The sequence below is a fragment of the Microbacterium sp. CH1 genome (genome assembly GCF_001595495.1).
GTDB lineage: Bacteria > Actinomycetota > Actinomycetes > Actinomycetales > Microbacteriaceae > Microbacterium.
The window spans coordinates 188,689-202,350 of record NZ_LOSO01000024.1 but is presented as its reverse complement, the minus strand read 5'-3'; the positions used below and the strand labels follow the sequence as shown (position 1 = coordinate 202,350).

Genomic DNA, 13,662 nt, shown 5'->3' with positions numbered 1-13,662 from the left:
GGCGATCTCCGAAGCTGTGCCCGCCCGCGACCGCGTTCACCTCCCCGTCGCCTCGATGTCAGACCGCGGTCATCCGGCTCCGCTGGGCTGGGGGCGCCCCGTGCGGCTGAGCACGGACACCCACCCACGAAGGACTGACATGACCTCCCCCACCCCTGCGGTGCGGTGGCGGCGTCGCGGACTGACGTCCGTCGCGCTGCTCGCCGTGCTCGGCGGCGCCGTCGTCGCCCCCGCGGCCCTCGCCGCCCCCGATCCCGAGGTGCCCACCGGATCGCTCGTCACCGGCGACACCCCCTGGCACTACCTCGACGACGGCTCCGACCCGTCCCCCGCCCCGGCCGCGCTGCGCGACTGGACCCTGCCGGCCTACGACGACAGCGCGTGGAGAACCGCACCGGGCTCGTTCGGCGCCAAGGGCGGGAAGCTCGCCCCCGTCGGCCCGCAGACGCCGAAGACGCTCCTCAACCACTACCTCGACGGCACCGCGGCACCGACCGTGCCCACCTACTTCTTCCGGACGACGTTCGAACTCGAAGCCGGCGTCGCCGAGCAGGTCGCCGCTCTGCAGAGCACCCTCACCTACGACGACGCCATCATCGTCTGGATCAACGGCGAGGAAGTCGCCCGCTACGTCGACGGCCGCATCACCGACACCACCAACGTCGAGTATGCCGGCGACTCCAACGGTGACCCGCTCACCAGCACGTTCAGCGCCGAGGGCGACCTGCTCCGTGACGGCCCGAACACGATCGCCGTATCGCTGTTCCAGGACCGCGCGTCCAGCTCCGACATCTACTTCGACATGTCGTCGCTCACCCTCGTGAAGGCCTCCGACCCCGGCACGCCCGTGGTCGCCCCCCCGACCCGCGTCATCCTCACCCCGACCGAGAAGCCGGAGGTGTCGCAGTCGTTCTCCTGGCTCGCCGGCGACGCCTCGCACACGGTCGGCCAGGTCGAGATCGGCCTCGCGACCGGTGGTGCCACCCGCACGGTCGACGCGTACGACGCCGGTGTCGTGAACGGCAACCCGAACAAGCACTTCTCGGCCACGGTCACCGACCTCACCCCCGCCACGGCGTACCGCTACCGGGTGGGTCTCCCCGGGAGCTGGAGCGACTGGTACGAGTTCCGCACCGCCGACCCGAAGGCGAGCGACTTCCAGTTCATCTACTACGGCGACGCCCAGATCGGTCTCGACACCACATGGCCGAGCGTCGTGAAGCAGGCCGAGGCACACGCTCCGCGCTCGATCGGCTCCGTGCACGCCGGCGATCTCATCAACACCTCCAGCAACGAGAACGAGTGGCTGAACTGGTTCCAAGGCATGAAGGACTCGGCGGTCCGCACCAATGTCATGGCCGCCCCCGGCAACCACGAGTACTCCGGCGACAAGCTGCTCACGGCGTGGAAGGCCGCGTTCGAGTACCCGCACAACAACCCGTCGACGAGCTCGATCGGCGAGCTGGCGGACCTCGCGAAGGGCGACTCCGAGGTCGCGCAGCAGTACCGCGCGTTCTTCGACCACTGGAGCTCGTTCGCCGCCGAGACCGCGTACTACACCGACTACCAGGGCGTCCGTTTCATCACCCTGAACGCGACCCGCGACACGACGTTCCTCACCCCGGCAGGGCTCCCGTCCTGCACGGGCGCGGAGTGCCCGTCGTCCCAGATCGGCACCCTGTGGACGCGCTTCCAGGCCGCCTGGCTCGACCTGCTGCTGCAGAACAGCCCGTCGAAGTGGAACGTCGTCACGTTCCACCAGCCGGTCTTCTCGGCCTCGGCCGGTCGTGACGAGCCGGTGCTCCGCGCGGAGTGGCTGCCCGTCTTCCAGCGCAACGACATCGATCTCGTGCTCATGGGCCACGACCACACGTACGCCCGCGGCTACGTGAACACGGATGCGACCGAGACTCCGGGCTTCACCACTGGCCCGGTCTACGTCGTGTCGAACTCCGGCGCGAAGCACTACGACCTGGAGACCCCGGAGAAGAACGTCTGGACCAACAACGGCGCCACGCAGGTGCTGCGCGGTCAGGGCGTGACGACGTACCAGGTGATCGACGTCTCGAAGAACCAGCTCGTCTATCGGTCGTACCTCGCCGAGAAGCAGCCGGACGCCACGACCGACCTTCCCGTCGGCGCCGTCTACGACACGTTCACGGTGACCAAGTCGGACGCCGGTGAGAAGTGGGTCACCGAGGCCGGTGTCACCCCGCCGGTCACGGAGGAGCCGGAGCCCGAGAAGCCGGCGACGGTCGAGCTGGGCGCGTCCTCGGTCACGGCCGGCGGCACGCTCACGGTGTCGGGAAGCGGGTTCGCGGCCGGCGCCGAGCTCGCCCTCGAGCTGCGATCCGACCCGGTCGCGCTCGGTACGGTCACGGCCGCGGCCGACGGCACGTTCTCGCGCACCGTCACCATCCCCGCGGCCACCCCGGCGGGGACGCACACGCTCGCCGTGATCCTCCCCGACGGCACGGAGGTGACGGCCTCCCTCACCGTGACCGCAGCGGCCGGTGGCGGAGCGGTCGTCTCCGGTGAGAGCGGCTCGGGTGGCGCAACCGATGGGGACCTCGCGACGACCGGTGCCGACAGCATGCCGTTCGTCATCGGGGCCGTCGTGCTGCTCGCCGCCGGCCTCGGCCTGTTCGCCCTGCGTCGCCGCCGTACGACTACGGTGGAGACGGTCGAGGCGGAGTAGTCCGTCAGCGGGCGTCGTCCGGGGTTCTCTCCGGGCGGCGCCCGCTCTTCGCCCGCGGATGCCCCATCGACAACGGTTCGGACTCCGTCCGCTGGCCGATCCGCGTTCCACTAGGCTCAAGCCATGCCGCACCGCTCTCGGCTCGTGATCGTTTCGATCGCAGCTGCACTCCTGGGCTTCGCCCTCACCGCCTGCGCGCCCGAGACCACGGAGGGCGGTGCACCGTCGCCGTCGCCGTCGCCGTCGCCCATCGCCTCTTCCCCCGCGACACCCGCAGACCGTGTCGTGGAGATCTCGGTTGACGGCCTCTCGATCGATGGCGGCCCCGTACTCGCATACGACGACGCCGACGACGCCCTCGCGGCCCTCACCGATGCGTTCGGATCGGCGCCGACGGAGGCGCCCGTGGAGGGCCCGTACGGCGCCGTATACGCCGGGTACGACTGGCCGGGGACGAAGGCCACGGTCCGCGACACCCGTATCGACCTGGTGGTGTCGGCAGACGCGCCGGGAGTGATCGTCCGGACTCCGGAGGGTGTCGGCATCGGCTCGACGCGCGCTGAGGCGATGGACGCAGGGGCCGTGGACGGGTGGGATGAAGACGGTGACGGCGTCGCCGACTACCTGAGCATCGGCGTGCGGGAAGTCTCCGGCACCTCCTCGCTCGTGAAGCACGGTGAGGTTGGTGTGGAGTATGTCGACCTCAAGATGACCGGCGATATCGTGAGCCGCCTCAGCACCGGTGGCAACGACTACAGCGACATCTGAAGCACCCGCGACGCCGCCGCGCGTCCGGGCACAGCTTCGGGGCCGGGGCTCGACTCGCCGTCGTTCAGCCGCCCATGGCGGCGTGTCGGCCGCGATCTCCGAAGCTGTGCCCCCTGACCAGGCGGCTCAGGTCCGGCGACGAGTCAGGACGAGACGGAGGGTCACGGCGAGGACCGTCGACACCACGATCCAGCCGAAGGCCGTGCCCAGGGACGTGAAGAACGAGGCCTGATCGGTGGCGCCGGCCACGTTCCCGTAGTTGATCGCGCCGTGGGCCCCGATCGCCACCAGGAACCCGGCGAGCGCGAGGAGCGGGCGCGACCAGGGGCGTCGGGCATCGAGAGCGAGACCGAGCGCTGCCCCGGTCCAGATGGTGAGCGCGGCATGGGTGGGGAACGTCAGGGTGCGGACGATCCAGGTCGCGATGCCGGAGCCGAGATCGCTCGCCGCGAGGTCCGCCGCGATCGCGGAGGCGTCCTCCACCGCTGCGAAACCGACGCCGACCAGGGCTCCGACCATTGCGCCGAAGAGCACGCCGCGCAGACCGAGGCGTCGTGCGAGCAGCAGGATGAGCAGCACCCCGAGCCCCTTCCCCACCTCCTCCACGATGGGCGTCAGCACCCACATCGTGGGGATCGCCTCCCGGAGGATTCCCTCATCGTCCACGTACATCGCCTGCTCGGCAGACCACGCGCCGATCCCGGTGGCGAGGAGCACGGCCGCGCCGGCGCCCCAGGCCACGGCGAGCAGCGAGGACGTCCACGACCGCGCACCCCGCGGAGCGATCCAGCGGGCGACGAACGTCGTCACGGCCGCCGCGGGGAGAACGGCGGCGAGACACAGGAGGAAGACGGGACCGGTCTCGGTCGTGAACAGCACGATCGCGAGTGCCAGCGGGAGGAGGAAGACGGCGAGCACCACGGGGCGGCGAGCCGCGAACGGGACGGTTTCGGAGGGGACGACCGCGGAATGCACTCCCCGATCCTTCCAGACCCGTTCCGCGACATTCCGGGGACACCGGAATGCTGCACGGGCTCGCGCGGTCATAGGATCGCGGCATGGTCGACGACGACGAACCCTCCGGCGCCTCTCCCCGCGACCCCTCTCGGCGCGGATTCCTCACCGTGGGCGGTGCCGCCCTGGCGGGAGCGGTGATCGGGGGCGCGGGAGGAGCGGCGATCGGAGCCTCCGTCGCCGGAGCCGGCGGCCGGGACGGTTTCGCCGATGACCCGGATCCGTTCGCCGCACTCACGCCCCGTTCGGAGCCCGGTTTCGATCACGTGGTCGTGGTGATGGGCGAGAACCGCTCCTTCGACAACCTCCTCGGCTACCTCTACACGGCCGAGACGCTGCCGGCGGGCGAGACCTTCGAAGGTCTCGCGTTCGGCGCCCACAGCAACACCGCCCCGGACGGCACGGTGGTCGAGGCGCACGTCTACCGGGGCGACACGGACCGCATCATGAGCCTCCCCGACCCGGACCCGGGTGAGGAGTACCCGCACGTCAACACGCAGATCTTCGGCACCGTCGATCCGAAGACCAACGCCGACCTGTTCGTCGACGAGATGACCACGCCCTTCAATGCCCCCACCCACGGGGAGAAGGCGACGATGTCCGGGTTCCTCGAGGACTACATCATCAACTTCCGTCGACTGCGCGACGGGAAGGAGCCGAGCCTGGACGAAGCGCGGCACATCATGGGCTCGTTCTCGCCGGAGATGCTCCCGGTGCTCTCCACCCTCGCCGCCGAGTTCGCCGTGTTCGACCACTGGTACGCGGGAGTGCCGTCCCAGACCTTCTGCAACCGCTCCTTCTTCCACGCCTCGACCTCGCACGGGTTCGTGACGAATCAGGGTGGCGGCGGTTACCGGAAGTGGCTCGACGCCCCGGCCACACCGACCGTGTTCAACCGCCTGGAAGACCGCAAGGTGAGCTGGCGGATCTACATCGACAAGCTCCAGCTGGTCTCCTTCACGGGGATGCTGCATGCGGCGGTGCTCGAGAAGTACTGGCGCACGGATCATTTCGGCACGATGGAGGACTTCTACGCCGACGCGAAGAACGGCACCCTTCCGGCTTACGCGTTCATCGAGCCCCGGATGGTCTACGACCACAACGACTTCCATCCGCCTTTCGGGAAGCCGCGGGAGAGCGTGGTCGACGGTGAGCCCGTGTTCGACAGCGCCATCTCCGATGTGCGGGCGGGCGACCGGCTCATCCATGACATCTACGAGGCCGTGCGCACGAGCGCGACGCCCGGCGGCTCGAACGCCGTGAACACCCTGCTGCTCATCACCTTCGACGAGCACGGCGGCTGTTACGACCACGTGCCGCCGCCCGCGGCCACCAAACCCACGAAGGACGCCGGCGCCGGGGAGATGGGCTTCACGTTCGACCGGCTCGGCTGTCGTGTCCCGGCGATCGCGGTGTCGGCGTACACGCGGCGCGGCACGATCATCCACGACGAGATGCACCACGGATCGGTCGCGGCCACGCTGTCGCGCCTGCACGGCCTGGAGCCGCTGAACGACCGCGATCAGTCGGCCAACACGCTGCTCAACGTCGTGAACCTCGACAAGCCGCGGCACCCGGCCGACTGGCCCGTGACCACACCCGCGTACACCCCGCCAAATCCCGAGGGCGGCACCCCGCAGCCGAACGAGGCGGATCACCTCAAGCCGCTCACGCCTCCCGCCCGCGGCCTGCTCGGGCTCCTCCTCGCCCGGTACGGCGCGCCGGGTGAGAAGGAACCGGAGACCTTCGCCGACGCGTACCGGCTCCTCCACGAGCATGGCGAGGAGCTGTTCGGCCCTCCGCTCTGACTCCGCACTTCCGCACGAGGTCGCAGAGCTTCCGGGAATCCCCCGCGACCCCGGTGCGATTCTGCGACCGCGCGCCGGTGCCTCAGCCCTCGCGGGAGAACGTGATGTGAATCACCCCGGACTCCGCGACCTCGGTCGTCACGCGATAGCCGGCCTCGAGGCCACGCAGGTCATCCCAGAGTCGGATGCCGCTGCCGGTGAGGATGGGGGTGATGCCGACATGCAGATCGTCGACGAGCCCCGCACGCAGGAACTCCCGGACCGTGGTCGCCCCGCCGCCGACGCGCACGTCACGCCCTCCGGCGACGGCCACGGCTTCCTGCAACGCCTCCTCCGGGGTCGCGGAGAGGAAGCGGAAGCTCGTGCCGTTCGCGAACTGGATCGGCGGGCGCAGCGTATGCGTGAGGACGAAGACCGGAACCTCGAACGGCGGCTCCTCGCCCCACCAGCCGCGCCACTCCGGGTCGTCCGGGTTCGCGTGGAGCCCGAACATCCCGGCACCCATGATCTCGGCACCGATGCCCTGGAAGTACTGCGCCGCGTACTTCTCGTCCACCCCGGTGGTGCCCGCGCCGCTCGTGTCGTGGAAGACGCGCTCCTGGAAGGTGCGGGTCGCCGTGTAGGCCGCAGTGAGTCGTCCCCAGTCCTCGCCGAAGGGGTTCTCCGGGGTCTGATCGGTCGTCGTGGCGAAGCCGTCGAGGGTGATGTTGAGGTCGACGCGCACGCGGGTCATGGTGCCTCCGAAGCGGTGGGGACGGGCGCCGGTCGGCGCGCCGTCCCAGCGTCGGGCGTCCCGCGGCCGCTGTCAAGAGCCGGCCGCCGTGCCGGATCAGGCCACGGGGTCGCCCTGGACCGGGCCCTCGGTGTTGGGCTTCCACCCGAGGGCCGGCGCCACGTGCTCCGCGAACGCCTCGAGCACGTGGAGGTTGTACTCCGGCCCGAGCTGGTTCGGGATCGTGAGCATGAGGGTGTCGGCGGCCATGACGGCCTCGTCCTGCCGGAGCTGCTCGATGAGCACATCGGGCTCCGCGGCGTAGGTCTTGCCGAACGTGGAGCGGAACCCGTCGATGATGCCGATCTGGTCGGCGTTCTCCTCGCTGCGCAGCCCGAAGTAGGCGCGGTCCCTATCCGACACGAGCGGGAACACGCTGCGGCTGACCGAGACGCGCGGCGACCCGGTGTGACCGGCCTCGCGGTAGGCGGAGCGGAACAGCTCGATCTGCTCGCGCTGCAGCTCGTGGAACGGCTGCCCCGTGGCCTCGGTCACGAGCGTCGAGCTCATCATGTTGAGTCCCTGGCGTCCGGTCTCCTCGGCCGTGGCGCGCGAACCCGAGCCCCACCAGATGTGGTCGCGCAGCGTGGGCGACTGCGGCTCGATCGCGAGGTACTGTCCCGCGCCCACCATGCGGGGGTCGCCGGGGGCGAGTCGCTCGCCGTCGATGGCCCGCAGGAAGATCTCGAACTTCTCCCGTGCGAGCACGCTGCCGCGCTCCTTATCCTCCTCGTCGCGGAAGCCGAAGGTCTCGTAGCCGCGCAGCGCCGTCTCGGGTGACCCACGGCTCACGCCGAGCGCGATGCGCCCGTCCGCGATGAGGTCGAGTGCGGCCGCCTCCTCCGCGAACTGGAACGGGTTCTCGTAGCGCATGTCGATCACGCCGGTGCCGACCTCGATCCGCTCGGTGCGCGCGGCCATGGCCGTCAGCAGCGGCATCGGGGACGCCGCCTGACGGGCCCAGTGGTGCACGCGGACGTAGGCGCCGTTGACGCCGAGCTCGTCCGCGCCCTCCGCGATCTCGATGGTCTGCTTCAGCATGTCGCCCGCGGTGCGGGTCGCCGAGCCGGGCACGTCGGCGTAGTGACCGAACGAGAGGAATCCGAAAGCCTTCATGGTGTATTCGAACGCATGGAAGCCGGGACTATTCCCCCGGGAGGAGGAAGCCGTCGAGCACGAGTCCCCGGATGCGCGGCTCGAGCTCCGCCCACAGCTGCGGGAAGGGCACCTCGAAGAGGTCGGCGAGGGCGGGGGCGATCTGCAGCACCTGGAGCTCCCCGTCGCAGGCGCCGACGAACCCGGCGAGCGCGGGATCCACCGCGACGGTCCGCGCGAATCCGCCGCCCTGACGCAACTCGATCACGCTCGGGTCGTCGTTGCCGGGAAGCAGGTGTCGCGCCTCCGTGACGTCGGGGGCCACGACGAGCGTGTCGGGCAGTCCCTCGGCGAGCGCATCGTGAGCCGCGAGGCCGAGAGCGAGCGCCGCCCCCACGTTCGCCACGGGCTGCGAGACCCGCTCCGACCGCCGCAGCGGCTCCCCCTGCCCCCGGCGGAGCAGCACGTAGCCGAAGCCGATCGCGGTCACGCCCCGCGCCGCGAAGTCGTCGAGCCACGCGGTGAGCAGCGGAGTGAACGCGGCGTCGCGCGGCGTGATGCCGCCGTCCCTGATCCAGAGCTCGGCGTACGCGAGGGGCGACAGCTCCTCCCGCTCCACCACCCACAGGTCGAGGTCGGCGGGCACCCACGCGTCCAGCCGGGCGAGGCCGGTGATCCCCGTGCGGGACTCCCAGTTGCCGAGAAGCTGGGCGATGCCGCCGGGGGTGAGGTGCGCCGGTGCCGTGCGCACGAACTGCTCGACGAGCGCATCGCCGACCAGACCGCCGTCGCGGTACTCGTAGGCGGGGACGCCCTCGGTTCGGGGGGTGATCACGAACGGCGGGTTCGAGACGATGAGATCGAACGCCTCCCCGGCGACCGGCTCGAACATGCTCCCGTGGCGGAACTCGATGTTCGTGACCCCGTTGAGCTGCGCGTTCAACGCGGCGTAGGCGAGAGCACGGCGGGAGACATCGGTGGCGACGACCCGGCCGGCCCGCCGCGCCACGAGGAGCGCCTGGATGCCGCACCCCGTGCCGAGGTCGAGCGCACGATCCACCGCGAGCGGCACGACGGTCTCGGCGAGCGTGCGCGAGGCCCCGCCCACACCGAGCACGTGATCGGCGGGCAGCGGGCCGTCGAGGGCGACCTCGTCCAGATCGCTCGCGATCCACCACTCCCCGACCCCGTCCTCGTCGACGAACGACTGCGGGCGCAGCAGCGCGATCGGCGTCACGGAGTCGGGGTCGATCCTCGCCAGCCCCAGGGCCTCCAGACCGTCCACGCCGAGGGTGGGCAGGGCGCGCTCCACCGCTGCACGGGGCTGCGGAAGCCCGAGCACCAGGAGACGTCCGAGGGTCGCGAGCACGCCCTCGTCCCCGGCGATCGCCCGCAGGATGGGTTCGCGCAGGCCGCGGGCGAGGGCATCGTCCGCCTCCTCTCCCCAGAGGCGACGCAGGGGCTCGGATCGGAGGTCGGCGGCGTCGAGATCCGCGGCGAACGCGGCACTGCGGAGCGGGTCGGGATGAGGGGCGGGGGTGTCGGACACGGCCGTCACTCTACGCGTCTTCAGGGTTCTCCTCCCTCCGGCCTCCTAGAATCGCAAGGTCAGTACTCACGATCCGCCTCCTCCCGGCGTTCGAGGAAGACCTTCATGACCGCGATCACTCCCGAGACGGGCCTCCGCGCGCGCGTGCGCCGGCTCGCGGCGTTCGTGGTCGCCGCCGGGGTCTGCGCCCTGGGCGTCGGCGAACCGGCGATGGCGGCGGACGAGCCCCCCGCGGCCGACGAGCAGCGGGTGGACCTGCACGTCACGGCGGGCCTGCGCGGCACCGTCGCACCGGGCACCTCGACCTCGGCCGTCGTCACGATCGACAACGAGACCGCATCGGAGCTCTCTGCGGGCCGTGTCGAGGTCGAGCTCGGCACCACGCCGCTCAGCGACGATGCCGCTGTCACGGACTGGCTGGAGGAGGGACGTGCCGCCGGTTCGTTCCTGCCTCTCGGCGACGAGACCACGAAGACGGCCGAGGCCGGCGGCTCCGCGACGACCACGGTGTTCGTGCCGCAGGAGACCCTCACGCCCCTCGCGCCCGGAGTGTACCCGCTGCGGGCGGCTCTGAGCGATGCCCGCACGAAGGACACCTCAGGAGGGCGCACCACCACGTGGGATGCGAGTGCGACGACCGTCCTCGTCGTCACCTCCACGCCGACCAGTCCGATCGGAGTCCTCGTCCCGATCACCGCCACCCCGGCCGGCGGCGCCCTGCTGAGCGCGGAGGAGCTCACTGAGCTCACCGCACCGGACGGCGACCTCACCGCGCAGCTCGACGGCGTGGCCGGGACGACGGCCGTGCTCGCTCTCGACCCCGCCATCCCCGCCGCCATCCGCGCCCTCGGGACGGCTGCCCCCTCGACGGCCACGGAATGGCTGGAGAGGCTCGATAAGCTCCCCAACGTCCGATTCGCCCTGCAGTTCGGCGACGCCGATCTCACCGTGCAGGCCCAGGCCGGTCTCCCGGACGCCCTGACTCCGCTCCCGCTGACCTCTCTGCTCGACCCCGCGGCTTTCCCGCAGCAGCGCGCCGTGACCCCGACGACCACGCCGGGCGCCCCCACCACGCCGTCTCCCTCATCGTCGGACGAGCCCGCTCTCCCGACGGACCAGGAGCTGCAGGAGATCAGCGGTGCCCTCCCGGGGATCGTCTGGCCGGACACCGACCTCACGCAGAGCGACCTCGCGGCGTTCTCCGGCTACCTGGACGGGAGCGCGACCACGGTCGTGTCCTCGGAGGCGGTCGGTGGGCGCAGCGCGGCACATGCGAGTTCCGGCGGGCAGGACCTCCTCGTCACCGACGCCGCGACGTCGGCAGCCCTGTCGGCAGCCGCGGCGGAACCCGCCTCGACGCCCCGCCAAGGGCTCCTGGCGGAAGCGGCGGCGCGGCTGTTCCTCGCCGGAGCGCGGGCCCCTGGCGCTCCCCTTCTCGTCGGACTGGAGCGCGATGAGAATCGCTCGGCCGAGGCTCTTCGCGACGCGATCTCGGCCGCGGACTCCATCGGCTTCGAGTTCTCAGCGGTCCGCGCAGCCCCAGCCGTTCCCGTGGCCGTGGCGGAGACGGCCGCAGCGACGCGGGCCCCCGACCTCGCGAACCTTCTCTCCGACGAAGGCTCCCTCACCGCCTTCGCCACGATCCTCAGCGACCCGCTCGTGCTGCTGAGCCCGGAGCGCATCCGGATCCTGCGCACCATCGCAGTCGGCTCGTCCGACGCCGCCTTCGCGGAGAAGGTCGCGGATCACCGTGCCCGCACCACCGAGACGCTCGGAGCGGTGAGCATCCCCGACTCCAGCACGATCCAGCTGCTCACGGCCAACGCCGACCTGCCGATCGCGGTGCGCAACGACCTCCCCTGGCCCGTGTCCGTGCGGCTGTTCGCCTCGCCCAGCGATCCGCGCCTCGAGGTGGAACCCGTGATCGACGTCCAGGTGCAGGCGAGCTCGACGACCAGGGCGAAGGTCCCCGTCTCCGCCCGGGTGGGCAGCGGCGAACTCGATCTGCGTCTCGCGCTGACCAGTCCGACGGGCGTGCCGATCCAGTCGCAGCAGACCGTCCGCGTGGCGGTGCGAGCAGAGTGGGAGACCATCGGCCTCGTCATCTTCGGCGGCCTGGCGGTGCTGCTTATCGCTCTCGGGGTTGTCCGCACCGTGCGCCGGAAGCGTCGGGAGGCGATCGAGGAGCAGGCCGTGGAGGCCGCCGTCGAGGAACTGATCGAGGAGAAGGAGGCGGAGGCGGCCGTGCAGGAGCACCACGACGGTCCGGATGCCCCGCCCACGAAGGAGTCGAGTGAGTAGTCTCGGGCGCGCCAGCGCCATCATCGGCGCCGGCACCATGGTGTCGCGCGTGACCGGGCTGCTGCGCAGCATCGTCCTCGTGGCGGTGATCGGCTCGTTCAATTCGGGGCCGGCCGACGCGTTCGCCGCGGCGAACACTCTCCCGAACAGCGTCTTCTCCCTCATCTCCGTCGGCATCCTCACCGCGGTCATCGTGCCGCAGATCGTCAAGGCCACCGCAGATGCCGATGGGGGCAACACCTTCATCTCGAAGCTCTTCACCCTCGGCACGGTCGTGCTGGTGGCCGTCACGGCGATCGCCACGATCGCCGCCCCGTGGCTCGTGCAGATCGTGGCCGGGGGCCTGTCCTCGACCACCCAGGCGCTCGCGACCGCGCTCGCGTACTGGTGTCTCCCGCAGATCCTCTTCTACGGCCTCTACGCGCTGCTGGGCGAGGCTCTGAACGCGCGGCGTATCTTCGGGCCGTTCACCTGGGCCCCCGTCGTCAACAACATCGTCTCCATCATCGGGTTCCTGATCCTGGGATGGGCCTTCTCCCCGGTCTCGCGGAACTCCGCCGACTGGACGCCGGAGATGATCGCGACGCTCGGCGGCACGGCGACCCTCGGCATCGCCGTGCAGGCGCTCATCCTGCTGCTGTTCTGGAGGCGGACCGGGCTGTCCCTGCGTCCCGATTTCCATTGGCGGGGCGTCGGCCTCGGCAACGTAGGCAAGCTCGCGGGGTGGACCTTCCTGATGGCCCTGGCCTCGCTCTCCGCGGGCGTGCTGCAGGGCAACATCGTCAGCAACGCGTCGGAGTCGGGTGCATCGCTCGCCGTGACGGCCAACGCCTGGCTCATCTTCATGCTGCCGTATTCGGTCATCGTGCTGTCGATCGGAACCCCGTACTTCACGCAGATCAGCGAGCACGCCGCCGCAGGTCGCGATGAAGAGGTCCGCGGGGACATCTCGCGCAGCATCCGCACTCTGCTGTTCTTCATCGTCGCCGCCGTCGCCGCCGTCGCCGCCGCGGCCATCCCCGCCTCCCGCGTCTTCACCGAGAGCCCCTCGGATGCCGAAGGCGCCGCCATCGTCCTCCTCTGCTATCTGATCAGCCTCATCCCGCTCACGATCCTGTTCATCGTCCAGCGCACCTTCTACGCCTACGACGACACGCGCACCCCTTTCTGGTTCACGATCTTCCAGTGCACGTTGATCGTCGTGACCGCACTGGCCGCGGCCGCGCTCCTGTCCGCAGAGGTCATCGCCCTGACCCAGCTGGCTGCCGCCGTGGCTCTCGGCCAGTCCATCGCCAGCACACTGCAGACGATCGTGGCGACCTGGCTGCTGCATCGCAAGATCGGCGGGCTGGGCGTCCTCTCGTGGATGCGTGCCCTCGCGCTCTTCGCGATCGCCGCGATCCCGGCCGGTCTCGCCGGCTGGGGCACCTTCCTCCTCCTCGGCGGGACGACGGGATGGGCGACGTCCGGAGTCATTCCCGGCACCCTGGCGACCGCCGTCATCGGACTCGTCGTGGTGCTCGTCTACGTCGCGATCCTCGCGGTCTTCCGCGCCCCGGAGCTGAAGGCCGCCGGCGGGCTCGTCCGCCGCTTCCTGCCCGGCCGCTGACGCGGGAATGCCCCGCGGTTACCATGGGTTGAAGCAGTCGGACGTCTT

The 13,662-nt window shown here is 70.7% G+C and carries 9 protein-coding genes; 5 read left to right on the top strand and 4 right to left on the bottom strand.

Annotated features, from left to right (window positions below):
• Positions 1–139: 139 nt before the first annotated feature.
• Positions 140–2,698 (top strand): purple acid phosphatase family protein, encoded by a 2,559-nt coding sequence (locus AUV07_RS16305; RefSeq protein ID WP_062637752.1) that lies wholly within the window; start codon positions 140–142, stop codon positions 2,696–2,698.
• Between the two features lie 123 nt (positions 2,699–2,821).
• Complete coding sequence (locus tag AUV07_RS16300) at positions 2,822–3,466, top strand: hypothetical protein (protein ID WP_062637751.1); 645 nt, start codon at positions 2,822–2,824, stop codon at positions 3,464–3,466.
• A 126-nt stretch (positions 3,467–3,592) separates the two neighbouring features.
• Here AUV07_RS16300 and AUV07_RS16295 read toward each other — a convergent pair whose 3' ends face one another.
• The gene (locus AUV07_RS16295; protein ID WP_062637749.1) at positions 3,593–4,441 is read right to left on the bottom strand and encodes a PrsW family glutamic-type intramembrane protease; all 849 of its coding nucleotides are present in this window, start codon (positions 4,439–4,441) and stop codon (positions 3,593–3,595) included.
• Positions 4,442–4,524: 83 nt separating this feature from the next.
• On the opposite strand from AUV07_RS16295, the gene AUV07_RS16290 reads away from it, so the two are divergent.
• The gene (locus AUV07_RS16290) at positions 4,525–6,288 is read left to right on the top strand and encodes an alkaline phosphatase family protein (protein WP_062637748.1); all 1,764 of its coding nucleotides are present in this window, start codon (positions 4,525–4,527) and stop codon (positions 6,286–6,288) included.
• Positions 6,289–6,370: 82 nt separating this feature from the next.
• Here AUV07_RS16290 and AUV07_RS16285 read toward each other — a convergent pair whose 3' ends face one another.
• From AUV07_RS16285 to AUV07_RS16275, 3 genes are all read right to left on the bottom strand, one after another.
• Entirely contained in the window at positions 6,371–7,021 is a 651-nt protein-coding gene (locus AUV07_RS16285) for a dihydrofolate reductase family protein (RefSeq protein WP_062637746.1), read from the bottom strand.
• Positions 7,022–7,117: 96 nt separating this feature from the next.
• The gene (locus AUV07_RS16280) at positions 7,118–8,176 is read right to left on the bottom strand and encodes an LLM class flavin-dependent oxidoreductase (protein ID WP_062637743.1); all 1,059 of its coding nucleotides are present in this window, start codon (positions 8,174–8,176) and stop codon (positions 7,118–7,120) included.
• Between the two features lie 28 nt (positions 8,177–8,204).
• Positions 8,205–9,713: a DUF7059 domain-containing protein gene (locus tag AUV07_RS16275; protein WP_197462167.1), complete on the bottom strand. Its 1,509-nt coding sequence runs from the start codon at positions 9,711–9,713 to the stop codon at positions 8,205–8,207.
• A 96-nt stretch (positions 9,714–9,809) separates the two neighbouring features.
• On the opposite strand from AUV07_RS16275, the gene AUV07_RS16270 reads away from it, so the two are divergent.
• Entirely contained in the window at positions 9,810–12,005 is a 2,196-nt protein-coding gene (locus tag AUV07_RS16270) for a DUF6049 family protein (RefSeq protein ID WP_062637741.1), read from the top strand.
• Positions 11,998–13,614, top strand: a complete 1,617-nt coding sequence (gene murJ, locus AUV07_RS16265; protein ID WP_062637739.1) for a murein biosynthesis integral membrane protein MurJ — start codon at positions 11,998–12,000, stop codon at positions 13,612–13,614. Before AUV07_RS16270 ends, murJ begins: the two co-directional genes overlap by 8 nt.
• The last annotated feature ends 48 nt before the right edge of the window (positions 13,615–13,662 follow it).

What these genes read in the sequence shown, in the direction of transcription:
- AUV07_RS16305 (WP_062637752.1), top strand. Translation starts at nt 140, where the DNA reads ATGACCTCCCCCACCCCTGCGGTGCGGTGGCGGCGTCGCGGACTGACG.
- AUV07_RS16300 (WP_062637751.1), top strand. Translation starts at nt 2,822, where the DNA reads ATGCCGCACCGCTCTCGGCTCGTGATCGTTTCGATCGCAGCTGCACTC.
- AUV07_RS16290 (WP_062637748.1), top strand. Translation starts at nt 4,525, where the DNA reads ATGGTCGACGACGACGAACCCTCCGGCGCCTCTCCCCGCGACCCCTCT.
- AUV07_RS16285 (WP_062637746.1), bottom strand. Translation starts at nt 7,021, where the DNA reads ATGACCCGCGTGCGCGTCGACCTCAACATCACCCTCGACGGCTTCGCC.
- AUV07_RS16280 (WP_062637743.1), bottom strand. Translation starts at nt 8,176, where the DNA reads ATGAAGGCTTTCGGATTCCTCTCGTTCGGTCACTACGCCGACGTGCCC.
- AUV07_RS16270 (WP_062637741.1), top strand. Translation starts at nt 9,810, where the DNA reads ATGACCGCGATCACTCCCGAGACGGGCCTCCGCGCGCGCGTGCGCCGG.